Source organism: Pauljensenia sp. UMB3104 (assembly GCF_030217285.1).
Taxonomy (GTDB): Bacteria; Actinomycetota; Actinomycetes; order Actinomycetales; family Actinomycetaceae; genus Pauljensenia.
The window spans coordinates 1-23563 of record NZ_JASONN010000028.1 but is presented as its reverse complement, the minus strand read 5'-3'; the positions used below and the strand labels follow the sequence as shown (position 1 = coordinate 23563).

16 protein-coding genes are annotated in these 23563 nt (G+C 65.2%); 5 read left to right on the top strand and 11 right to left on the bottom strand.

Annotated elements, in window-relative coordinates:
• Positions 1-113: 113 nt before the first annotated feature.
• From QP415_RS09840 to QP415_RS09820, 5 genes are all read right to left on the bottom strand, one after another.
• Entirely contained in the window at positions 114-2045 is a 1932-nt protein-coding gene (locus QP415_RS09840) for an ABC transporter ATP-binding protein (RefSeq protein ID WP_285099885.1), read from the bottom strand.
• Between the two features lies 1 nt (position 2046).
• Positions 2047-3795, bottom strand: coding sequence for an ABC transporter ATP-binding protein (locus QP415_RS09835; RefSeq protein ID WP_016461201.1), 1749 nt, complete (start codon positions 3793-3795; stop codon positions 2047-2049).
• 54 nt (positions 3796-3849) lie between these two features.
• Positions 3850-4827, bottom strand: coding sequence for a DNA polymerase III subunit delta (holA, locus tag QP415_RS09830; RefSeq protein ID WP_285099884.1), 978 nt, complete (start codon positions 4825-4827; stop codon positions 3850-3852).
• A gap of 137 nt (positions 4828-4964) precedes the next feature.
• Complete coding sequence (locus tag QP415_RS09825; RefSeq protein WP_285099883.1) at positions 4965-6527, bottom strand: ComEC/Rec2 family competence protein; 1563 nt, start codon at positions 6525-6527, stop codon at positions 4965-4967.
• On the bottom strand, positions 6524-7264 hold the full coding sequence (locus QP415_RS09820) for a ComEA family DNA-binding protein (protein ID WP_285099880.1): 741 nt from the start codon (positions 7262-7264) through the stop codon (positions 6524-6526). Before QP415_RS09820 ends, QP415_RS09825 begins: the two co-directional genes overlap by 4 nt.
• 206 nt (positions 7265-7470) lie before the next feature.
• On the opposite strand from QP415_RS09820, the gene QP415_RS09815 reads away from it, so the two are divergent.
• The 3 genes from QP415_RS09815 to QP415_RS09805 all read left to right on the top strand — a co-directional run bounded on the left by QP415_RS09815 (position 7471) and on the right by QP415_RS09805 (position 11846).
• A complete protein-coding gene (locus QP415_RS09815; protein ID WP_048675194.1) occupies positions 7471-9453 on the top strand; it encodes a helicase HerA-like domain-containing protein in 1983 nt (660 codons plus the stop codon).
• Between the two features lie 149 nt (positions 9454-9602).
• A complete protein-coding gene (proC, locus tag QP415_RS09810) occupies positions 9603-10409 on the top strand; it encodes a pyrroline-5-carboxylate reductase (RefSeq protein ID WP_048675196.1) in 807 nt (268 codons plus the stop codon).
• A 72-nt stretch (positions 10410-10481) separates the two neighbouring features.
• Positions 10482-11846, top strand: a complete 1365-nt coding sequence (locus QP415_RS09805) for a Na+/H+ antiporter family protein (RefSeq protein WP_016461207.1) — start codon at positions 10482-10484, stop codon at positions 11844-11846.
• A 90-nt stretch (positions 11847-11936) separates the two neighbouring features.
• On the opposite strand, the gene QP415_RS09800 is transcribed toward QP415_RS09805, so the two are convergent.
• The 6 genes from QP415_RS09800 to QP415_RS09775 form a co-directional block, all read right to left on the bottom strand.
• On the bottom strand, positions 11937-13043 hold the full coding sequence (locus tag QP415_RS09800; protein WP_065422104.1) for a peptidase C39 family protein: 1107 nt from the start codon (positions 13041-13043) through the stop codon (positions 11937-11939).
• Positions 13040-14596: an ABC transporter ATP-binding protein gene (locus QP415_RS09795; protein WP_048675198.1), complete on the bottom strand. Its 1557-nt coding sequence runs from the start codon at positions 14594-14596 to the stop codon at positions 13040-13042. Before QP415_RS09795 ends, QP415_RS09800 begins: the two co-directional genes overlap by 4 nt.
• Positions 14593-15450 (bottom strand): ABC transporter permease, encoded by an 858-nt coding sequence (locus tag QP415_RS09790; RefSeq protein ID WP_048675201.1) that lies wholly within the window; start codon positions 15448-15450, stop codon positions 14593-14595. Before QP415_RS09790 ends, QP415_RS09795 begins: the two co-directional genes overlap by 4 nt.
• Positions 15450-16400 carry an ABC transporter permease gene (locus tag QP415_RS09785; RefSeq protein WP_048675204.1) on the bottom strand — a complete coding sequence of 317 codons (951 nt, stop codon included), beginning with the start codon at positions 16398-16400 and terminating at the stop codon, positions 15450-15452. Before QP415_RS09785 ends, QP415_RS09790 begins: the two co-directional genes overlap by 1 nt.
• Positions 16401-17990 carry an ABC transporter substrate-binding protein gene (locus QP415_RS09780; RefSeq protein WP_285099878.1) on the bottom strand — a complete coding sequence of 530 codons (1590 nt, stop codon included), beginning with the start codon at positions 17988-17990 and terminating at the stop codon, positions 16401-16403.
• A gap of 117 nt (positions 17991-18107) precedes the next feature.
• The gene (locus tag QP415_RS09775) at positions 18108-19463 is read right to left on the bottom strand and encodes a M20/M25/M40 family metallo-hydrolase (RefSeq protein WP_285099877.1); all 1356 of its coding nucleotides are present in this window, start codon (positions 19461-19463) and stop codon (positions 18108-18110) included.
• Between the two features lie 224 nt (positions 19464-19687).
• Between QP415_RS09775 and valS the strand changes: the two genes are divergently transcribed.
• Positions 19688-22399, top strand: a complete 2712-nt coding sequence (valS, locus tag QP415_RS09770; protein WP_285099876.1) for a valine--tRNA ligase — start codon at positions 19688-19690, stop codon at positions 22397-22399.
• A gap of 491 nt (positions 22400-22890) precedes the next feature.
• On the top strand, positions 22891-23394 hold the full coding sequence (locus QP415_RS09765) for a hypothetical protein (RefSeq protein WP_285099875.1): 504 nt from the start codon (positions 22891-22893) through the stop codon (positions 23392-23394).
• Positions 23395-23563: the final 169 nt, after the last annotated feature.

Sequence of the window (23563 nt, the reverse complement as noted above, 5' to 3'; positions counted from 1 at the left end):
GAATACCGGGATCAGGCCCTACAGGAAGCCGCATAACGGCTACCATTAAACGCGTCCAAGTTTCGGGGCGCAGTTCAAAACGAGGCCGGGGCATTGCTGCAATCCGCCAGCGCCTACTCGAGCTCGAAGGCACCCGTGTAGAGCTGGTAGTACACGCCTTTCTGCGCGATCAGATCGTCGTGGCTGCCGCGCTCGATGATGCGACCGTGGTCGAGGACCATGATCGCGTCCGAGTTACGAACCGTCGACAGGCGGTGGGCGATCACGAAGACCGTGCGCCCCTCCATGAGGTTATCCATGCCCTGCTGCACGTGTGCCTCAGTACGCGTATCGATCGAGGAGGTCGCTTCGTCCAGGATCATCGCCGGTGGATCAGCCACAGCGGCACGCGCGATCGACAGGAGCTGAGCCTGGCCCTGCGAGAGGTTCGAACCGTTGCCCGTCAGCATCGTGTCGTAGCCCTCGGGCAGGCGTCGGATGAAGGAGTCCGCATTGGCCAGCTTCGCGGCGGCGATGCATTCCTCGTCCGTGGCGTCCAGACGGCCGTAGCGGATGTTCTCCATGACCGTGCCCGTGAACAGCTTGACGTCCTGCAGGACGACGCCGAGCGAGCGGCGCAGGTCCGGCTTGTGGATCTTGTTGATGTTGATGCCGTCGTAGCGGATCTTGCCGTCATCGATGTCGTAGAAGCGGTTGATCAGGTTGGTGATCGTCGTCTTGCCGGCACCCGTCGCGCCCACGAAGGCGATCTTCTGGCCGGGCTTGGCCCACAGGGAGATGTCATGCAGGATCTGCTTCTCACCGTCGTAGGAGAAGTCGACATCCTCCATGACCAGCTCGCCGCGCAGGCGCGTGTAGGTGACGGTGCCGTCGGCCTGGTGAGGATGGCGCCACGCCCAGATTCCCGTGCGTTCCTCGGTCGGCTCGAGCGTGCCGTCGGGCAGCTCGCGCGCACGCACGAGGGTCACGTAGCCCTCGTCCTCCTCGGGTTTCTGGTCGATGAGCGCGAAAACGCGGCCCGCACCCGCCATACCGAGGGCAATCATGGGAACCTGCATGGACATCTGGCCGATGGTCTGCGAGAAGTTACGGACCATGCCCAGGAAGGAGACGACCACGCCGACCGTGATCACGTCGACGCCGACAAGGTGGATGTTCGGCGTCTGTTCCAAGATCATGACGCCGCCGACGATGGCGATGACGACGTACATGATGTTGCCGATGTTGCCCAGGGCAGGCATCAGCACGTTGCCGTAGATGTTCGCCTTCTGCGAGGATTCGAAGAGCTTCTGGTTGAACTCCACGAATTCATCCTTGGCATCCTGCTCGTGGTTGAAGACCTGGACGACCTTCTGGCCGTCCATCATCTCTTCGATGAAGCCTTCTTCGTCAGCGAGAGCCGCCTGCTGGGCCTTCATGAAGCGGCCCGACAGGCCTCCAAGCTTGCCGGTCAGGAAGGCCATGAGCGCACCCACGAGGAGCACAACGAGGAACAGCCACACGGAGTAGTAGAGCATCGTGCCAACCAGCACGATGATGGTCAGGCCCGACTGGATGAGCGTCGGGATCGACTGGCCGATCAGCTGGCGGATCGCGTCCGTGTCGTTCGTGTAGGTCGACATGATCGCGCCGTGCGGGTGCGTGTCGAAGAATCGCAGGGGCAGGCGCTCCATCGAGTCGAACATGTCGTCACGCATGTGCTTGAGTGTCCCCTGCGTCACGATCGCCATGGCACGCGTGTAGATGAAGCTGCCAATAACGCCGACACCGAAGATGACAGCCATCGTGATGACGAGGCGTACCAGGGTTCCTCGCACCGCGTCGAAGCCGCTCTCCAGGCCCGGGGTCACGACGTTGTCGACGATCTGCTGCATGAAGATTGAGCCGACGGCCGAGGCCACGGATGCGAGGATGATGCACACAATCGTCAGGCAGATGCGCACCGGATAGTGCCGGAAGACGTAGGCCATCAAGCGGCCGAAGGGACGTTCAATACCCTCGAGCTTGTCAGCGTCGTCGATTCGGGAGTTGCGCGTGCGTGCCATGTCAGGCCACCTCGCTTTCGCTCGCGGCGTTCTGGGAATCGTAGATCTCTCGGTACTCGCCGCCCGCTGCCATCAGCTCCTCGTGAGTGCCACGTTCCGTGATACGACCGTCGTCCAGGACGATGATCTGATCGGCATGGCTCACCGAGGAGAGGCGCTGGGCGATGATGATCGTCGTCGTGCCCGGGATCTCGGTCTCAAAAGCATTGCGAATCAGCGAGTCGGTCTTCGTATCCACCGCGGAGGTCGAGTCGTCCAGGATGAGGATTTTGGGATTCTTCAGCAGTGCACGGGCGATACACAGGCGCTGCTTCTGGCCACCCGACACGTTGCTGCCACCTCGGGAGATCACGTAGTCGTAGCCCCCGGGCAGCTGCTGGATGAACTCGTCGGCCTGCGCGAGCTTGCACGCATGCTCGATCTGCTCGTCGGTGGCCTCGGGGTTACCCCAACGCATGTTCTCCTTGATCGTGCCGGAGAACAAAACGTTCTTCTGCAGGACGACGGCAACCGCGTCACGCAGAGCGCTCAGGTCGTAGTCGCGCACGTCGCGTCCACCGACCTTCACGGATCCCTCGGAGACGTCGTAGAGGCGGCAGATCAGCTGGATGAGCGAGGTCTTGGAGGAGCCCGTGCCGCCCACGATGCCGAGCGTCGATCCGGATTCGATACGCAGATTGATGTCAGACAGGGCGTTTTCTTCGGCGCTCGCCGAATACTTGAAGGACACGTCCTCGAAGACGACGGAACCATCCGCAACATCGGTCGCGCCGTTCTCGGGCGAGGTCAGCGACGGCTCGTGGTTGAGAACCTCGGCGATACGGTGCGCGGACTCTGCGGCCATCGTCGTCATGACGAAGATGAAGGCGAGCATCAGCATATGTGTCAGGATCTGGATGCCGTAGGTGATGAGGGCGGTGAGCCCGCCCTTCGTCAGCTCGGTCGCACCCGAGTTGATGATGATCGATGCGCCAACGTAGTCGACGGCCACGATTGCCGCGAAGACGAAGAACATCATGACGGGACTGTTGAGCGCGATGAGCTTTTCAGCGTTCGTGAAGTCCTTGCGTACATCCTGAGATGCCGCGCGGAACTTCGTGGTCTCGTAGTCCTCGGTCACGAAAGATTTCACGACGCGGATCGCCGCGACATTCTCCTGGACGGAGTTGTTCAGGGCATCGTACTTCTTGAAAATACGGCGGAAGATCGGGAAGGCGATGAGCACGATGGCTGCCAGGATGATGGCGAGCACCGGCACCATGCCGAGGAAGATGAGAGCCATCTGCACGTTGATACGCCACGCCATGACGATCGAGAAGACGATCATGAGGGGCACACGCACAGCGATGCGGATAAGCATGCCAAAGGCATTTTGCACGTTGGTGACATCCGTGGTCATGCGGGTGACCAGGGAGGACGTGGAGAAGCGGTCAATGTCCGCAAACGAGAAGTCCTGCACCTTAAAGAAGAGATCCTGGCGCAGGTTCTTCGCCAGGCCCACCGAGGCGGTCGCCGCGAAGCGCGCGGAGAGGATACCGCAGGCAAGCGAGGCGAAGGCCAGCCCAGTCAGGATCAGGCCCAGGCGCATGACGGGGCTCAGGGATACGCCGTCGAGTGCATCCACAAGCGAAACCATGGTAAGCGGGATCAAGCACTCGAGGACCACTTCCCCGATGATGAACAGCGGGGTCAGGATCGAGGCGGTCTTAAACTCGCGTAGCCTCCCCACCAGCGTGCGGATGGTTTTCATGTATCTCCTCTTCACTCCCTACGGGCGTCCGATAGACGAGGCCGAAGCGCGCATTCAGCGCCCGTGCAGCCTGCAGATGGTGATAATTGCTTTTTCGATAGCGCGTTGCGGGTCCCGCGACGCACCCTTTGTTTCGGCGTCTGCCATGGCGATGGCGCCGAAGGCCCCTGCCAGCGAGGCGTCGGACCAGCCGCGCAGCTCACGCCTCGCTCGGTCCACCTGCCAGGGGGCCATCTTCAACGCGGATGCCGATCCACCGATCGATACTTTCGCCATGGCGCGGAACTTCATGGCCAGGGCGGTCACGAGCAGCTGCGGGGCGATGCCGGTCGCGAACGCGTGCCGGGCGAGCGTGAGCGCCTTCGCGGAGTTCCCCGCGACGGCCGCGTCGGCCACGTCGTATCCCGTGGCCTCGACGCGCCCTGACTGATAGCGACGTACGTCCTCCAAGGTGATGCGTCCGCTCACGTCGGAGAGAAGCTGCGCCAGTGCGCCCGCCATCGCGCGAGGGTCGTTACCCAGCGCGTCCACGAGTGCCTGCTGGGCCTCGGTGTCCATCTGCCGACGCGCGGCCCGCACGTCGGAGGCGATGAGGGCCAGCTTGTCACGGTCGTTTTTCAGCGGATCGGCGGGGATTACGGGCCATTTGGCCTTGGTGATCGTGTCGATGACTTTCTTGCCCCGGGCGTTTCCACCGGGATGGGCCAGGAACATCCACACGTCGGGGGCGGGGGCCGCGCAGTAGGCGATGAGGTCGTTCGCGAGTGCGTCGCTCATGGTCTCGAGGTCACGGATGATGACCATGCGGGATTCGCCAAAGAGCGAGGGCGAGGCGATCACGTCGAGCTGTCCGGCCTGGTAGGTCGCCGCGTTGATGTCGGTGCGTTCGAGGTTGGGGTCGGCCTCGTGGGCGAGGGCGCGCAGCCGGTCGAGGGCACGGTCAACGAGGAGGCCTTCGGGGCCTTTGATCAACACGATGGGTGCCAGCGTTATCTCGGCTGGGGCCGCCGGGCGCGAACCGCGTGCTGCCACGTCTTCCTGCCTTTCCGCTGTGATAGTAACTCCCTAAGTCTGCCACTCGGCGGCCCCATCTGCGTCCCTCTTTGCCCATGGCGGACAATAGTCGTGGCAGGTGTCACGACGGTTTGACGGCACCCCACAGTGGCGTCTTACTCCTGCGCTGACGTTTCACTGCCGTCAATGCGCGGAGCTCCCCACCGCACCCACGCCCTCCACGCGAGCCATCCGCAGCAACAGCAGGCATAGATGCCTACAACGGTCGAGGCCCCGCCGGGCACGGCCACACCGTTTCCAGGCAGATTCGCGCACAAGCGCGCTGTTCCTGCGATCCACGCGGTCGCCCACGAGGAAACGCGGGCGCACGCCGAGGCTACTGGGATACTCAGCGGGGTGAGGAGAGCACCCGTAATCCCCGCGATAGTCGCGATGGGAACGGCGGGCTCGGCGACGACGTTAGCGATAATCCCCCACACCGGCACGGTTCCGGAGAGTGACACGATGAGGGGTGCTGTCGCGAGTTCCGCGAGGGCGGGCACACAGACCATCTCCACGACGCGACGCAGCACCCGCCCCGCGCGCGTATCCCCGCGAATGCGTCGGCGCGAGCGACGAATGAGCGCAGACGACGGGCCGACAACCGCGAGCGCGGCGAGCACGGAGAGTGCGAAGCCGTAGGAGCGGGCGGCCCAGGGGTCGATGAGGAGCGTCGCGATGACGACGGCGCAGAGGGCGGCGATGGATTGGCCGTCGCGTCCGAGGATGAGTCCGAGGGCGGCGACGGCGGCGACGCAGACGGAGCGGAGGACTGAGGCTTCGGGGCCGACGAGGGTGAGGATTGTGCCCAGGACGAGGATGGTTGCTGTCAGGCGCAGGGTTTTTCGTGCGGGGACGACGAGGGTGACGGTGGCGAGGATGATGACGATGTGGGATCCGGAAACGGCGGTGAGGTGGGTGAGGGAGGTCGTTTTCATGGCTTGGGCGAGGTCTGCGGGCATGCCTCGGTCGTCCCCGATTGCCATGCCGGGCACGAGGGCGCGCGCATCCCTGGGCAGGGAGGAGCATGCGCGGGCGAAGGCTTGGTGGGTGGAGCGCATCCAGGCGGATGGGCCACCGGGTCGTTCGATCAAGCGGGATCGTCTGACGCGTATCGTGCCCACCGATGGCGCGTCGGCTGCGAAGGTGGCGTCCAGGCTCCCCCAGACCTCGTAGATGTCGCCGCGCGCACCGCTGTCCCACCCGGGAGCGTTCACGAGCGCGGTCGCGTGGGAGGGTATCCATTCCTCCCCCGCTGCGACGGCCTCGATGCGCGCGTGGGCGTGTCGCGTGGCAGAGAATCCGGACGAAGGCGGGGCTGGGTCGGTTTGCAGGCGAACGCGCGCGTGGATGGGTCCGGAGTCGGCGCGTGCAGGGTCTGCGTCGTATTGCCTGCGCGCGACGGATCCGACCGCGAGCGCGCAGGCCACGCATGCGAGGATCAGTGCGAGGCTGAGGCGGATTGATCCGGGTGGGGTGAGGGCGTGGCGGGGGGCGCGTCGGCCTCGCCTCGAGCACGAGTAGGAGGCGGCGCAGGCGAGGGCGAGGAGGGCACACGCGCCGATGCTCTCCCAGGGCGCGCGGTGTCCCGTCGCCCACCAGGTGGCACCCCAGGTGGCGGCGGCTGCGGGTGCGAGGCGCAGGTCGATCATGCGGGGAGCGCATTGTGAGTCGTTCATGCGCACACTCCGGGTCGTATCTTCTCGATGAGTGAGGGGCCGATGCCGGGGACGTCGTCGAGCTCGTCGACGGATGTCAGGCGTGGGTGCGTGGATCGGTAGGTGATGATGCGCTTGGCGAGTGCGGGTCCGATGCCGGGTAGCGTCTGGAGGTCTGTTTCGGTAGCTGTCGTCAGGCGGACGCAGGCTCCCGCAGATGTGCCTCCTTCGGATGACGCGGGAGGCGGTGACTCCCCTGCGACGCCGACCCGAATCTGCTCACCATCGACCAGGATGCGTGCGAGGTTGATCGACTCAAGGTCGGCCTCGGGGAGAGCTCCTCCCGCTGCGGTGATGGCGTCGATGACGCGGGAGGAGGCGGGAAGGGTAAGTACTCCGGGAGAGGCAACCGCTCCGGAGACGTAGACAACAACGTCTGTGGCTTGGTCCCGCGCCGACACGGACGGGGGTGCGGACGCGGCTGGAGGAGCAGTAGGCGCCGTGGCCCCACTTTCCTGTCGCTCTGAGGAGGATTGGACGAGGCTGTCGGCGCGTTCTTGCGTGGCCGCGTGCCTCCATGCGCCCACGGATGCGATGAGCACGACCACGACGACGAGGGCGGCGACGCTCACCCCGCCGGGGAGGAAGCGGACGACGCTCGGTTCGGCAGGTTCGTCATCCTCAGTGAGGGCACTGTCATATACGGCTTTTGTCAGCGCCGCCATGCGCCGACGAGCCAACCAGTGGGACACGTTCATGCATGCACGCTAGCCCCCAGGTATGAGGGGAGAACACACGAAAACCGACCCCTGTGGATAACCGCTCGGCGCGCCGAGGGGTTGTGGACAAATCCCACACCCTCCCGGCCGTGAATAACTCGCATGGGACTGCAGTCCCAAGGGATACTGTTCCGGTAACGTCGAAGTACAGTGGCGCACCGCGCCCAGAGCCGAAAGACCACACCATGAGCGAGAACATCGAGGATCTGAAGGCGCAGCTCGCCGCAGCGGAAGCCGCGGCGAAGGCCGCCGAGGCTGAGGCCGCCCGCGCGAAGGCCGAAGCCCTGCGTCTCCAGCTCGAAGCAGCCGGATCCGCGGCCGCGCAGGAACCCGCCGCACAGGCTGAGGCGGAGGCCGCCCAGGCAGCAGAAGCCCGCGCGACGGCTGACGCGCTGCGCAGCCAGGTGGAGGCCGTCGAGGCCACCCCCGCGCCCGAGAATCCCGCCGCCGAAGCACCCGCGGCCACCCCGGCCTCGTCCCCCGCCCCGAGCGGCGAGCTGTCAGCTTTCGCCACCCAGATCCAGGGCGCCTACTCCTGGGACGTTCCCGCGGTCACGATCGGCACGCTCATCGACAATGGTGCGCGCGTGCCCGGCGTCAGCGCGAAGATGCCGCTGCCCATGTTCAACCGCCACCTCCTGGTCGCAGGCGCGACGGGTACCGGCAAGACCCGTACCCTCCAGCTCCTGGCCGAGGGCCTGTCCGCGAACGGTTCCTCCGTGCTCCTGTGCGACGTCAAGGGCGACCTGACGGGCCTGGCCGAGGCCGGGGCCAGCTCCGAGAAGCTCCTGAGCCGTACCGCGGCCAACGGTCAGGACTGGGCACCCGCCTCGTTCCCCGTCGAGCTACTGAGTCTGGGTGGGGCGGATTCGCAGTTCCCGGGCGTGCCCGTTCGCGCCCAGGTCTCCGACTTCGGCCCGATCCTGCTGGCCCGCGCCCTCTCGCTCAACACGACGCAGGAGCAGGCGCTCCAGCTGATTTTCGCGTGGGCGGACGGCCAGGGCCTCGAGCTCGTGGACCTGCCCGATCTGCGCGCCGTCATTTCCTTCCTGACCTCGGACGAAGGCAAGGACGAGCTGGCCACGATCGGCGGCGTCTCCAAGGCCACCGCCGGCGTCATCCTGCGCGCCCTGACCGCGCTCGAGTCCCAGGGCGGCGGCCAGTTCTTCGGCGCCCCCGGCTTCGACACGGCTGACCTCATGCGCATGGATTCGACGGGCCGCGGCATCATCTCCCTGCTCGGTGTCGGTGACATTTCTTCGCGCCCGGCCCTGGTCAGCGCCGTCATCATGTTCCTGCTCGCCAACCTCTTCTCCACCCTGCCCGAGGTCGGCGACGTCGAGCGCCCCAAGCTCGTGTTCTTCTTCGACGAGGCACACCTGCTGTTTGCGGACGCCACCAAGGAGTTCGAACGTCAGGTCGTCCAGACCGTGCGCCTCATCCGTTCCAAGGGCGTGGGCGTCGTCTTCGTGACGCAAACCCCCAAGGACATCCCCTCCGACGTCCTGGCACAGCTCGGTTCGCGCGTCCAGCACGGCCTGCGCGCCTCCACGCCGGATGACTTCAAGAAGCTCAAGGCCACGGTCCAGACCTTCCCGAAGACGTCCCTCGAGCTCGACGAGGTCCTCACGACCCTGGGTACCGGCGAGGCCGTCGTCACCGTCCTGGATCCGAAGGGTAATCCCACCCCGGTCACGCCCGTCGGCATCTGGGCGCCCGCCTCCGTCATGGGCCCCGCGTCCGCCGACACGATCGCGCGTATCAACCAGTCCAGCGTCATCATGGGCCGCTACCGCGACGCCGTGAACCCCGACTCGGCCGAGGAGAAGCTCGAGCGCCGCGCCGCCGAGGCCCAGGCCGCCCGCGAGGAAGCCATCGCACAGGAGGCGGCAGCCAAGGAAGCTGAACGCGCGCAGAAGGAAGCCGAAAAGGAAGCCGAACGCGCCGCCAAGGAGGCCGAGAAGGCCGCCGCCAAGGAAGAGGCTGCACGTCAGAAGGAAATGGAGCGGCTGCGCCGCCAGGTTGAAAAGCAGCAGGAGAAGGAGGAGGCCGCCCGCCAGCGCGCCGCCGAACGCCGCACCCGCCAAGTCGAAAACGTCCTCGGGTCCGTCCTGCGCACCGCCGGCCGCGAGATCACGCGCTCCATCTTCGGCACGCGCAAGCGCTGACACCCACGATGTCGGCACGAGGCCGGGGCGCGGGACTCCATGCGGGAGACCACGCCTCGGCCTCGTCTCACAGTGCGACCACTACACCAAGAAACGGCAAAGTGGAGTAGACTGCATCGCAATTAACCAATCTCTCGTGGGAGACCCTGATGCGTATCGGATTCATCGGAACGGGAGCCATGGCCCAGGCCATCGCTCGCGGTGCCGTCGCGTCCGGCGTCGATCCTGCGACACTGGTTTTCTCCAACCGCACGGCTGCGAAGGCCTGCGATTTCGCCGACGAGCTCGGTGCGACCGCCGCGTCCTCGAACGCGTCCCTGGCGCGCCAGGCCGACATCATCATCCTGGCTGTCAAGCCCAAGGATCAGCGCGCGGTCGTCAAGGAGATCTCCCCCATCGTGGTCGGCCGACCCGACGTCTGCGTCGTCTCCCTGGCAGCAGGACGCACCCTCGACCAGATCACCACTGACTTCGGCGCGGGCATCCCGCTCGTGCGCGTCATGCCGAACGTCGCGGCCACCGTCGGGCAGTCCATGACCGCCCTGACGGCCACGCGCGCCACAGACGCACAGGTAGCAGCCGTCCGATCCCTCATGGATTCGGTGGGCCGCACCATCCTCATCGACGAGGACTATTTCCCCGTGTTCCAGGCCCTGGCCTCGTGCTCTCCCGCCTGGTATTTCCAGATTGTTGATTCGTTCGCCCGCGCTGGTCTCAAGTACGGCCTGTCCAAGGACAGCGCCGTCGAGATTGCCGCGCAGGCGATGGCGGGAGCCGCTGCTCTGCTCCTCGCCGAGCGCGAGGCGGGCACAATCCCCGCGCAACTCATTGATCGGGTGACGAGCCCCGGCGGCACCACAATCGCAGGATTGCTGGCCGCCGAGGAAGGTGGTTTGTCGACCGCACTGGTAGGTGCCGTCGACGCATCCATCCACGCCGATTCCCATCTCGGCTGACACCACCTGCCGCACAGCGGCTTACCTCCCCTTTATTTGGCGCACCCGCGCACCCTCAACACAGGAACACACATGTTGCTCTTCAACGCAGTCGTGCTCTCCGTGCTCGTTATGCTGATCCTCAGCGTCGCACGCGTGCACGTCGTCATCTCTCTCTTCGTGGCCTCCCTCGTGGGCGGCCTGGTCGCTGGCATGGGCATGTCCGGCACGATGGTTGCCTTCCAGGACGGCCTCGCCGGCGGCGCAAAGATCGCCCTGTCCTACGCCCTACTCGGCGCGTTCGCGATGTCGGTCGCCCACTCGGGCCTGCCGCGCCTGCTGGCGAACTGGATCATCAAAAAGCTGCGCAATGCTGACGAGTCGAACTCGGCGCGCGTGGCCCGCTCCGCCAAGTGGGGCATCATCGGCGGCGTCCTCGTCATGGGCGTGATGAGCCAGAACCTCATCCCGATTCACATCGCGTTCATCCCTCTGCTGGTGCCCCCGCTCATCGGCGTCATGAACGAACTCAAGATGGACCGCCGCCTGATCGCTTGTGCGATCACCTTCGGTATCGTCACCACCTACATGTTCGTGCCGATCGGCTTCGGCCGTATCTTCCTGCACGACATTCTCTACAAGAACATTGAGGATGCTGGCCTGCCGGTTGAAGGCATCGTCAACCCGATGGCCGCCATGGCGATCCCCGCAGCCTCTATGGCCGTGGGCTGTGCAATCGCACTGCTCGTCTCCTACCGCAAGCCGCGCGAGTACGAACAGCGCGAGACCTCGTTCAGCTCCAACAGCGACAAGCCCATCGACATGAAGAAGGTCTGGGCCGCGGTCGCTGCCCTCGTCGCCTGCTTCGTCATCCAGGCCGTCATGACCAAGATGGATTCCGAGGCCGACCCGCTGCTCGTGGGTTCCCTGGTGGGCCTGTGCATGATGCTCGCGATGCGCGTCGTTCCGTGGCAGCAGGCCGACGATGTGTTCAGCGGCGGCATGAAGATGATGAGCCTCATCGGCCTCATCATGATCACCGCACAGGGCTACGCCTCGGTCCTCAAGGCCTCCGGCCAGATTGAGCCCCTCGTCCAGCAGACCTCCGCGATGTTCAATGGGTCGAAGGCGCTGGCCGCCATGATCATGCTCGTGGTCGGACTGATCATCACGATGGGTATCGGTTCGTCCTTCTCGACGCTGCCGATTATTTCAGCGATCTACGTGCCGCTGTGCGTGGCGCTCGGCTTCTCCCCCATCGCGACCGTGTCGATCATCGGCACGGCAGGCGCGCTCGGCGACGCCGGTTCGCCGGCGTCCGACTCGACGCTCGGCCCGACATCCGGTCTGAACATCGACGGTCAGCACGACCACATGCGAGACACGGTCATCCCCGAGTTCATCCACTACAACATTCCGCTGTTGATCGGTGGGTGGATCGCGGCGATGGTCCTCTGATTCCGTCGTTCTCCTTGACGAGGCCGGGGCTGGGTTGCACGAATACGCGACCTGGCCCCAGCCTCGTTATGCGTCTGCGAGCGCACAGACTCAGCGGCGGACAACAATGAAGGCCCTGGCGGATTCTTCTTCCTCCCACTGGGCTGACTTCCACAGCTGGTCGAGGGCGATTGCCTCCGCCCACGTTTCGACCCAGGTTTCGCCGAACTGCTCATCGTTCCAGGGATCGTGAATGAGCGCGGACTCGCCCGAGAGCCCCCACACGTAGATCCAATGCGGGGTCTGCTCCCCGTTAAAATCCTCCAGGTCCACCAGCACGATAACGCCGTTCCCCTGCTCCAGGGCGGCACGCAGATCGGCGAGGCTACAGGGCCCGATGCGGTCCCGAACCCCCAGTGCCCTGGCCTCGTCTACATGCTGTCGGTGAATAGCGCGTCGTGCCGCGGGCGATGCGGCGTGCGCGCGCGTGAGCCCGACGACCGGACCCTCATGGGTGACGATCACCTCGACGCTCTGCCCGCGCCTGGCAAGCGCCGCTGCCAAGCCGTAGGGTCCCACCCCGAGGGAGTACGTCGATTCGCGCCACAGGTCCATTTCTTCGCGCAGGCCGTGACCCACCTGCTGAGGGGTGTGTCCGCTCGCGTGCGCCAGGGCCATGAGCGCGCTTGCCGGGCCGCATGTGAAGTCGGTTTTCTGTCGCACGTACGCGGGAATCGCTTGGGGACGAGCGTTCCACCGCACCCAACCGCGCACGCGGCCGTGCCCGTGCTCGTTGTCGTCTTCGATGGACAGCGGCGAGCCGACCGCTCCCGAGGCAGTGAAACCGTGGGAGCGAAGCGCCTCCTCGAAGACGGAGCCCTCATCGCGGGTCACGGCCTTGATGAGCGGGGCGTGTGGAGCAGCATTGAGGACGGCCTGGATAAGGACCTCCCAGGACTGAGCGGACTCGATGGTGCTCGCCCCTGCCTCGCTGCCGTCGAGCAGACACGCATCCACGATCGTTCGGTGGACGGACGTCATCCGGTGCGCTTCCAGGAGCGCGTGCCCGCTGTACGTCCATAGGGTCGCCGACACTGCCGGTCCCATCGCACCCCAGCGCGCCGCGCGCGCATCGGGGACACCAAGAGCCTTCAGCTGATCGCGCGCGTTCTCTCCAGGAGGGATGGGTGTCCGAACGAGTCCAGGAGCGATGCTCATGAGGGCTCCCCCTCCCGACCGGGCACGGCGCTCAGAAGCTCAGCCGTGTACTCCTCGGAAGGATTGTGCAGGATCTCTTCAGTACGCCCCTCCTCCACGACGACGCCGCCCTTCATGATGACCAGGCGGTCGCACATCGCGCGCGCTACCGCGAGGTCGTGGGTGATGAACACAAGAGCGAAGCCCTGCTCCACCTGCAGGCGCGTCAGCAGGTCAAGGACGGAGGCCTGCACGGACACGTCGAGGGCAGAAACGGCCTCGTCGGCGATGAGGACACGTGGACGCGTCGCCAGTGCACGCGCGATGGCCACGCGCTGGCGCTCTCCTCCCGAGAGGCGTGCGGGACGGCGCTTCGCATACTCGGCCGGGAGTTCGACTGCCTCCAGCAGCTCGGCGACATCGCTGGCCGGACGCCCCGCGACGGCCGCCGCTTCGGCGAGCGTCTGCCCGATCGTTCGTGCGGGGTTAAGAGCCGAATAGGGATTCTGGAACACGATGCCGACGGCCGGTCCCCGATCGGCCTGCGCGTTCACGCGAACCGTTCCAGAGTCGGCGCGCTCGAGTCCCACGATGATGCGCGCGAGCGTCGTCTTGCCCGATCCGGACTCGCCGACGATACCGATGGATTCTCCCCGCGCGATATCCAGGGACACATCCATGAGGGCGACGTGCGATTCTTTGCGGGATCGGAACACCTTGGTCAGGTCGCGCACCTCGACAACGGTTTCCGCGCCCACTGGCGTCGCCATTCCCTCACGCGGATTGGGGCCGTCGATTCGTGGTTCGGCGTCCGCCAGACGCTTCGTGTACTCGTGACGCGGCGAGGCCAGGACCTCGTTGACGGCACCTTCTTCGACGATCTGGCCGTCTTTCATGACGATGACGTCATCGCCGAACTGACGCGCGAGCGCCAGGTCGTGGGTGACCAGCACGAGCGTCATCGCGTGATCGTCATGTAGGCGCGTCAGCAGCGTCAGAATGTCACGCTGCGTCGTGACGTCCAGGGCCGTCGTCGGTTCGTCGGCGATGAGGACACGTGGCTCAGAGTCGAGCGCCGCCGCGATGGCGACTCGCTGACGCATGCCGCCCGAGAGTTCGTGCGGGTACGAGCGAGCGACGCGCGCGTCGAGGCCGACGTCCGCGAGAAGCGCGCGTGCACGCTGAGCGCGCTCGGAACGCCTCGCAGTACGCGCGGCCGTGATTTGCTCACCGCATGGGAGCGTCGGCGCGAGCGACGTGAACGGATCCTGCGGCAACCAGACGATGCCGCCCCCGCGCTGCTTCTTCAAGCGCGCTTGATCCGCCGCCAGGTCGAAGGTCTCTCCTCCCAGCGACACCGTTCCGCTGGCAACAAGCGCAGAGGGAGTGAGGGCGCACAGCGTTCGTGCGAGCATCGACTTTCCTGCGCCGGATTCTCCCACGATGACGAGGGTGCGCCCGGTGCGGGCGGTCACGCTCACGTCGTCGACAATCACTCGCCCGGTGCGGTCGGTGACGCTCACGTGCGAGGCCACGAGGCCGTCGCCGCGCTCAGGTGTGGTCGCGGTGCTCATTGGTCACGCTCCTTGCGCTCGGCGAACCAGTCGCCGGCGATGTTGATCGCGGTGGCAGTGACGATGATGGCCAGACCTGCGGCCACCGCCGCGGCGGGGTTTTGGGCGAGAATGGCTCGTCCGTCCGCCAGCTGACGACCCCAGTCGGCGTCCTGCGCTCCGACGCCGAGGCCCAGGTAGGACAGGCCGGACAGGGACACGAGCGCGAATGCGATGTTGACGAAAAGGTTCGCCCACACGATCGGCGTGATGTTCGGCAGGATATGGACCGTGAGGATACGAGGGCCAGACAGACCCAGCACGCGCGTAGCCTCAATGTAGGGCTGAGGCTTCTGAGCGAGCGTCGCGGCGCGGATCATACGAATATCCGAGGGTGCGAACAGCACGATGAGCACGCCGACCGTCACCCAGTAGCTGCCACCGATCACACCCGCGACGACGATCGCGAGGAGAGTGACCGGCAGGGATAGAAGCACCTCGCAGGAGCGCGACACACAGGTGTCCCACAGTCCGCCGCGCCACGCAGCGCTCATTCCGAAGAACAGCCCAGCGACCATAGACCCCACGGCGATGACGATCGGCCCGACGACCGCCGAGCGTGCACCCGCGATTGTCAGGGCGAGGACGTCGCGCCCCACTTTGTCGGTGCCCAGCAGGTGCCCGGGGGTGCCCGCAGGACTCACTCCCAGAGCCAGGTTCTGGTCCAGTGCGCCGGGAACCAGGACGGACGGGACAATCACGCAGATCGCGACAGCGACAAGCACCACCACGGACAGGACCACCGAACCGGGGATCTTACGCGCGGTGGAACCAATGCCTCGTCCCAGGGCACGCGGAGAAAGCGACAGCGCCATCAGGCTCCCCTCCCCGCACCGATCGTCTGACGCGGATCAACCGCAAACGCGGCCACGTCGACGATCAGCGTCACGGCGATGATGACGAACGCGACCAGCAGAGCGATCGCCTGCACGACCGGAACGTCCTTGTAGGTGATGGAATCGGCGAGAAGCTGGCCGAGGCCGGGCAGAGAAAACGCCTCCTCGACGAGCACCGTGGACCCGAAGAGTGTTCCGAGTATCAGTCCCGCCGAGGTGATGATCGGCAGGGCGGCTCCTCGCACGTACATGGCCGTGATGCGCCTGCTGGGCACTCCCCGCGAGCGCGCGAAGGTCACGTAGTCCTGGCGAAGTTCGGCGCCGACGGCCGCGCGGGTGATGCGCACGAGCATCGCGCCGATTCCGGTCGCAAGCGCGATCGCGGGCAGGGTGAGGTGCCACAGGGTATCGACGAGGCCGGTGCCTTCGCCGAAGACGGGGAACCACCCGAGCATGAGCCCGAAGACGTAGAGCAGGACGAGGCCGAGGGCGAAGCCGGGCGCGGACACGCCGACGACCGACCAGCCGACGATTGTCCGGTCGACCCAGGATCCCCGGCGCCGTGCCGCAGCGATCCCGAGGGGGATGCCGACGGCGACGGCGAGGACGAATGCGCCGATGGTGAGCCACGCGGTCAGTGACACGCGCGAGGCGAGAACGTCGGTGACGGGCGTTGCGGAGCGCACCGAGTCCCCGAAGTCGCCGGTGAGGGCGCGGGTCAGCCAGTGCCAGTAGCGCACGACGAGGGGCTCGTCGAGGCCGTAGCGTGCGGTCACGGCCTGGCGGACCTCGGGGGTCAGGCGCCTCGTGCCCACCAGGATCTTCACGGGGTCTCCGGGCACCAGGTACAGGAGCGAGAAGACGAGGAAGGACAGGAGGGTGAGCACCACTGCCGCGCCTGCGAGGCGGCGGAGGATGTAGCGCAGCATTTACTTGGCCAGCTCCAGGGAGGACGCCCACGGGGTCATGAAGAAGTAGGGCGTGTACTGCGTCGGGGTGACGCGTGAGGAGAAGGCCGTCGAGGTCTTGCCCCACCACAGCGGCGAGTAGATCGTGTTCTCCTGGGCGATACGCTCGGCTTCGACGATGTCGGCGACGCGCTTACTCGGGTCGGTCTGGGTCGCCTGGGAGGCGATCAGCCCCTGGACCTGCGGGTTCTCGTAGCGTGCGGGGTTGTCGGGGCCGAGCAGCCATCCGGCCACCTCGCCCGGGTCGCCGGTCGTGGAGGTGTAGCTCATGTAGGACAGGCCGTACGTGCCGCTACCGACCTCGGAGATCCATTCTTCGATCGGCTTGGAGGTGACGGTGAGGTTGATGCCGATCTGCTTGAGGTTGTCGGCGAGCGCGAGGGCCGCGGAACCCAGGTCCGGGATCGAGGAGGGGTAGGTCAGTTCGGCGTCAAAGCCACCTGGCACCTTGGACTGGGCAAGCTCAGCGCGCGCGGCGTCGAGGTCGAAGGAGTCGATGGGAAGGCCCGCCTGGGCATCCGTGGCAGCCTGCTCGCCGATCTCGCTGCCCAGCTGGTCCGGCGGCTCGATGCCCGTCGCGACCGTCGCTTGCCCCTTGAGGATCGAGGAGACGATGGTGGAACGATCGACCGCGTGGGCGATGGCTTTACGCACGTGGATGTCGTCGAAGGGCTCAATGTTCTGGTCAAAGGTGAGGCCCACGTAGGAGCGATCCGACTCGGTCAGGACGCTCACGCCGTTAATACCCTGGAACTGCGACACCTGGTCGATGGGCAGCTGGGTGGCGATGTCGATCGTTCCGTTCTTTTGCGCGAGGAAGCGCGCGTTCTCGTCGGAGAAGAAGTCGAATTCGATGGTCTGGGCGGGCGTGTCTCCGCCCCACCAGGTGCCGCTCTTTTCGAAGACGGCCTTGGAGTCGGGCTGGAAGGACACGGCCTTGTAGGGGCCTGTTCCCATGATGAGGTCGGCCGAGGACCCGTAGGAGGCGGCGGCCTCGTAGAAGGACTTTTCGGTGATCCACAGTCCGCCGTTCGCGGTCACGGTCCACCCGAAGTTGACGGCGGGTGCGGGCAGGGTGATCGTGATCTGGTTGTCGCCGCTTTGGTCGGCCTGGACGCCCGCGGGCCAGTAGACCGCGGACGACGGGGATTTGTCGGGGTCCTTGGCGATGTCGATGGAGAAGAGGACGTCGTCGATGGTGACGGGGTTCCCGTCCTGGAACAGGGCATCGGGTCGGATGTCGAAGACCCAGGTCTGGGCGTCGTCAGTGTGATAGGCGGACGCAATCGCGGGGATCAGCTGACCGTCCTTGCCCACGGCGAGAAGGCCTTCGGAAACGACCTGCGCGACGTAGTAGTTGATGATGCCGGTTTCGTGGGCGGTGTCCAGCGTGGACAGGGAGCCTGGCAGGCCCACCGCGATAGTTCCTTCACGGGATGCCGACTGGGCCGCGCCGCCGCCAGATGGAGCACAGGCCGCGAGGGTCGCACACATCATGGCAGCGACGGAGGCGAGGGTGGCTGCTGTTCGTGGGATGCGTGCGATGTGCATCGGTGTCTCCTTGTGTTAGGTGTTGGCGGTAGTGCCGACATCTACGGTATGCACAGGAGAAACGGGGCGGGAAGGATCCTCGTCAGGCGGTCATTTGTAACACCGGTTGATTATGTGTCACACATGTGTCAAGTAGGTGGTCACAACCTCGTCAAGCACCTCGGCGGTCGCGCGCACGTCCGCCAGGGCGATGTGTTCGTCGTGCGCGTGGAGCTGGGAGTACACCTGTCCCAGGCTCGCCCCGCTGTCCACGGCGCCGAAGCCATACCCGACCCCGCCAAGTCGGCGGGCGACGCGCAGGTCGGATCCGCCGGGGAAGAGGACGGGGACGACGCGCGTGCCCGGGTAGCGCTGTGTCAGAGCCGCTTCGATCGCTCGGTACAGGTCGGTATCGATTGACGAGGCCGTGGCGGCCTCGCACAGGAGGCGCTCGATGGTCACGTGCTCGGCGAGGTCGCCGAGGGCCGCCGCGATGGCGGCATCCACGTCATCGTCGTCGACGCCGGGCAGCGTGCGGATGTCGAGTTCGAGGGTGGCGTGGGAGGGCATGACGTTAATGGGCCCGCCCGAGTGAGCGACCGTCTGGGCGACGGTCACGTGGGAGATCGCGTGGGCGAACGCCGCCAGGTCCTCGAACTCGGAGTAGTCGCCCTCGTAGGTACCGTTGATGAGACTTGTTTCGGTCGTTGCATCGAACTCGAAGGCACGCACGAAGCCCGCCCACACCTCGTCCGTGGCGGTAGGCCAGCGGGCGGCGGACAGCGCCGCGCTCACCTGGGCGAGTCGCTCGACGGCGCTCGTGCGGCCCAGCGGGACCGAGCCATGGCCAGCGTCGCCCCGGATATGCAGGCGGCGCTGGGCGGCGCCCTTTTCGCCGACAACCACGACGACGCTATCGCCACCGCGGCGACCGCGAATGTGTGCCCCTCCCATTTCGGAGAGGGCCGCGTCCCACGGGAAGGCATCCGGCTTGTTGTCGCCGATCCACGGGACGCCGAGCCCTCCTCGTGCTTCCTCGTCGGCGGCGGCCACGAACACCAGGGAACGCGCGGGAGGATTGCCGTCCTGGACGCGACGGGCGACCTCGCGGGTCACGACGGCCATCGCGGCGGTCAGGTGGAGCATGTCGACAGTGCCGCGCCCCCACATGACGTCGTCCGCAATCTGCGCACCGAAAGGATCGCGCGTCCATTTGGCTGTATCCACGGGCACGACGTCCGTGTGCCCGAGGAGCGTCAGGGGGGTGCCGTCACTGCTGGGATCCGATCCTTCGACCGTGACCACGAGGCTGGTGCGGCCCGGGTGCGGGGTAATCCGCTCGATCGAGACGGGCAGGCCCGCGAAGAAGTCCTCGAGGAGGTCGGCGGCGCGTTCTTCCCCGCCCGAATCGGCGGTCAGGTCATTGACGCACCCCAGGCGCACCAGGCGCGCCAGCAGGTCGACGGTCTGCTCGCCCAGCGATTGCGTACTCACGATAATCCCCTTCCGCGCGGGTGCCTCGTCCCGGCTCCCCTCTCTCACACCACGGTATCCCCATGCACCGCCGCTCTCCCACCCGGGCCACGAAGGGAACTTTTGTAACGGCGCATGTGAGCGACGCGCCGGGAGTTACAAGGCCCAGCATTGGACCGAAATGCCTGGGGAAACGTAGGCTAGTGGGGCAAACAGTCCACGACTCGGATGGAGACAACTCAATTATGGCCATGAACACCCGTGCGCAGGCGCCTCGCGTGCCCGACCGCGCCGCCCCCGAAGGCCTCGAAGCCAAGTGGGGTGAGGCCTGGGAAAGCCAGGGCACCTACGCCTTTGACCGCAATGCGACGCGCGAGCAGGTGTACTCGATCGACACGCCCCCGCCGACGGTATCCGGCTCCCTGCACATCGGCCATGTTTTCTCCTACACGCACACCGACGTCGTGGCCCGCTACCAGCGCATGATGGGCAAGTCCGTGTTCTACCCGATGGGTTGGGACGACAACGGCCTGCCCACCGAGCGCCGCGTGCAGAACTACTTCGGCGTGCGCGTGGATGCGACGCTGCCCTACGACCCCGACTTCGAGCCCCCGCACGTGGGCGGCGACGGCAAGTCGATCAAGGCGCGTGACCAGAAGCCGATTTCCCGTAAGAACTTCGTGGAGCTGTGCGAGCGCCTCACCGTCGAAGACGAGGCTCAGTTCGAGGCGCTGTGGCGCTACCTGGGCCTGAGCGTGGACTGGAAGCAGAACTACCAGACGATCGGCGCGCGTGCACGCAAGGTCGCCCAGGCCGCGTTCCTGCGCAACCTGGCGCGCGGCGAGGCCTACCAGGCCGAGGCCCCGGGCCTGTGGGACGTCACCTTCCAGACGGCGGTCGCCCAGGCTGAGCTGGAGAGCCGCGAGTACCCGGGCTTCTACCACCGCCTGGCCTTCCACATCACCGACGCCGAGGCCGCCGCGAAGGCTGCCGCCGCAGGCGCGCCCGTCGAGGACAGCGTGGACGTGTGCATCGAGACGACGCGTCCCGAGCTGCTGGCCGCCTGCGTCGCCCTGATCGCCCACCCCGACGACGAGCGCTACAAGCCGCTGTTCGGCACGACGGTCGCCTCCCCCGTGTACGGCGTCGAGGTGCCGATCCTGCCCCACCCCGAGGCCGAGATGGACAAGGGCGCGGGCATCGCCATGTGCTGTACCTTCGGCGACACGACCGACATCGACTGGTGGCGTGACCTGGAGCTGCCGCTGCGCGCGATCCTGCGCAAGGACGGCCGCATCATCACCGAGATCCCCGAGTGGATCACGACCGATGCGGGCCGCGCGGCCTTCGAGGAGATCACCGGCAAGACGACGTTCTCCGCGCGCGAGGCCGTGGTGGCCGCCCTGCGCTCCTCCGGCGAGCTGAAGGGCGAGCCGACAAAGACGATGCGTCAGACCAACTTCTTTGAGAAGGGCGACAAGCCCCTCGAGATCGTCACCTCGCGCCAGTGGTACATCCGTAACGGTGGCCGCGCGTGGACGAACCCGGCCTCGGGCGAGGATCTGAATGAGGAGCTCATCGGCCGCGGCCGCGAGCTGGAGTTCCACCCCGACTTCATGCGCGTACGCTACGAGAACTGGGTGAAGGGCCTGAAGGGCGACTGGCTGGTCTCCCGTCAGCGCTTCTTCGGCGTGCCGTTCCCGCTGTGGTACCGCGTGGACGCGGACGGCCAGGTGAACTACGACGACATCATCACCCCCTCTGAGGCCGCCCTGCCGGTCGACCCGTCGACGGACGTTCCGGAAGGCTACACGGAGGATCAGCGCGGCGTGGCCGGCGGCTTCGTGGGCGAGCTGGACATCATGGACACGTGGGCGACGTCCTCCCTGTCCCCGCAGCTGGCGTGTGGCTGGCTGGATGACGAGGACCTGTTCGCTCGCACGTACCCGATGGATCTGCGCCCGCAGGGCCAGGACATCATTCGTACGTGGCTGTTCTCCACCGTGGTGCGCGCGGACCTGGAGTTCGGCGCGCTGCCGTGGAAGCACGCGGGCCTGTCGGGCTGGATCCTGGATTCGGACCACAAGAAGATGTCCAAGTCCAAGGGCAACGTCGTGACCCCCATGGGCATCCTGGAGAAGTACGGCTCGGACGCCGTGCGCTACTGGGCGGCGTCGGCTCGCCTGGGCCTGGATGCGGCGTTCGACGAGCAGCAGATGAAGATTGGTCGCCGCCTGGCGATCAAGGTGCTGAATGCGTCGAAGTTTGCGCTCACGATGGGCGGCGAGGGCGCGGCGATCGATCTGGATCCGGCGCTGGTGACGGTGCCGCTGGATCGTTCGGTGCTGGCGGCGCTGGCCTCCGTCATCGACGAGGCCTCGGCTGCCCTGGCGTCCTACGAGCACTCCCGCGCGCTCGAGGTCACGGAGTCGTTCTTCTGGACGTTCTGCGACGACTACCTGGAGCTGGTGAAGGAGCGCGCCTACAACCGCGATGGCGCGTGGGACGAGGCCTCGGCCGCGTCTGCCCGTGCGGCTCTGGCGATCGTTATCGACAACGTCGTGCGTCTGCTGGCCCCCTACCTGCCGTACGTGACGGAGGAGGTGTGGAGCTGGTACCGCGAGGGCTCCGTGCACGTCGCGCCCTGGCCGGTCGTGGCGGACCTGGCTGGCGTCGAGGGCGATCCCTCGGTGCTCGAGGCCGCGTCCTCCGCTCTGATCGCGCTGCGTCGCGTCAAGTCTGAGGCGAAGGTGTCGCCGCGTACGCCGTTCCTGGCGGTGACGGTGCGCGCCCCGCAGGCTCAGGTGGAGGCTCTGGAGTCCGTGAAGGGTGACCTGGAGGCCGCATCGAAGGCTGTGGGCGCCCTGACCGTGGCCGCCTCCGACGACGCTGAGGCCACCGAGGCCGTTGTCGAGTCCTTCGAGCTGGGCGAGGCTCCTGCCAAGCGCAAGGGCTGAGCGCTAGGCTGCTGGGGGGCCGCCCGTGGGAAACCACGGGCGGCCCCCTTTCTCTTACCTACTCATCAATGACGAGAGCGAACCGTCTACGCAGCTCAAACACGATTAATTTGATTGGGTAAAAGCATCAAACAAACCAGAACACACCTGAGACTTACCACACATCTACTTGTACTTTCAAAACAAGTGTCAAACTGCAACACATAACCATCTTTGCATGCAATGATGGGCTTAAGAAGATCAAGCACCAACGGAGGCAGGCTCAACGCATACAACATCCACTTCGCCACCACTCCCAAACATACCACACAACGTTGACAACATAAATCAACTGCAAGCTAGACATGACTACTCGCCAACTAGAGACGAATTCAGACTCTCACCAGCAAACAGGAGCAAATCAGGCAAAACTAATCAAATTACTCAAATCGTACTCATCTTCCCAATTTTAACACATCAGCGCCGCAACCTTAGTTTGAAAGGAAGAGATAATGCCACTGAACCAAAAGACGCCAACACCGAACAACTCTCCAGTACATCAACGACTCTCCCCGCTACTTTTTGACGGAAAAAATGACCTTCAGCAATGCTTCTACGACTACCTTACAACAGCACCAATTTCAATCAGATCAGTTCCCGCTTCACTAATTGATAAGCTGAGTAAATTCTATCATTTCGACGATGCCGCCAAAATAGAACACAGTTGCGAAGCGCTCAATTCACTCATCAAACAAGCTGAGGAGATCCTATATATTACCAGTACACATCTTCACAGCCCTGACATCACCCAACAAACGAGACTCGCGCAAAATTCACCTGATTGTCTACTCTACAGAAGTTCTGAAAAACCAGATTATTATTACGAGATTAACGAAAACATTCGCTTTGACGACATTAAGCTCGACTCAATCGAACGCGACCTAAACAACCTTCTAACAGAAATGGGAAAAACCTACAAGCGACTACTGAATGACTTAGGATTTCGCATCATTTAACGCTGAAGTCAATAATTTCGCAAAAAGACCTCACAGAACACACAACAAGCTATCGGATTTGATTGACAGACATTAACACATTTCAGATAACAGGCTCTTCATAATTGGGGGTGTAGTTGGGGTCTGAATCCGCCGGTTTCGAGGAGGCAGCGGGTGATGTAGTGGGTGA

Excerpts from the sequence above, each read along its gene's own strand:
- QP415_RS09835 (WP_016461201.1), bottom strand. The coding sequence starts at position 3,795 with ATGAAAACCATCCGCACGCTGGTGGGGAGGCTACGCGAGTTTAAGACC.
- QP415_RS09800 (WP_065422104.1), bottom strand. The coding sequence starts at position 13,043 with ATGAGCATCGCTCCTGGACTCGTTCGGACACCCATCCCTCCTGGAGAG.
- QP415_RS09765 (WP_285099875.1), top strand. The coding sequence starts at position 22,891 with ATGCCACTGAACCAAAAGACGCCAACACCGAACAACTCTCCAGTACAT.
- QP415_RS09815 (WP_048675194.1), top strand. The coding sequence starts at position 7,471 with ATGAGCGAGAACATCGAGGATCTGAAGGCGCAGCTCGCCGCAGCGGAA.
- QP415_RS09780 (WP_285099878.1), bottom strand. The coding sequence starts at position 17,990 with ATGCACATCGCACGCATCCCACGAACAGCAGCCACCCTCGCCTCCGTC.
- proC (WP_048675196.1), top strand. The coding sequence starts at position 9,603 with ATGCGTATCGGATTCATCGGAACGGGAGCCATGGCCCAGGCCATCGCT.
- QP415_RS09805 (WP_016461207.1), top strand. The coding sequence starts at position 10,482 with ATGTTGCTCTTCAACGCAGTCGTGCTCTCCGTGCTCGTTATGCTGATC.
- QP415_RS09820 (WP_285099880.1), bottom strand. The coding sequence starts at position 7,264 with ATGAACGTGTCCCACTGGTTGGCTCGTCGGCGCATGGCGGCGCTGACA.
- QP415_RS09795 (WP_048675198.1), bottom strand. The coding sequence starts at position 14,596 with ATGAGCACCGCGACCACACCTGAGCGCGGCGACGGCCTCGTGGCCTCG.
- QP415_RS09840 (WP_285099885.1), bottom strand. The coding sequence starts at position 2,045 with ATGGCACGCACGCGCAACTCCCGAATCGACGACGCTGACAAGCTCGAG.
- QP415_RS09785 (WP_048675204.1), bottom strand. The coding sequence starts at position 16,400 with ATGCTGCGCTACATCCTCCGCCGCCTCGCAGGCGCGGCAGTGGTGCTC.
- QP415_RS09790 (WP_048675201.1), bottom strand. The coding sequence starts at position 15,450 with ATGGCGCTGTCGCTTTCTCCGCGTGCCCTGGGACGAGGCATTGGTTCC.
- valS (WP_285099876.1), top strand. The coding sequence starts at position 19,688 with ATGGCCATGAACACCCGTGCGCAGGCGCCTCGCGTGCCCGACCGCGCC.
- QP415_RS09825 (WP_285099883.1), bottom strand. The coding sequence starts at position 6,527 with ATGAACGACTCACAATGCGCTCCCCGCATGATCGACCTGCGCCTCGCA.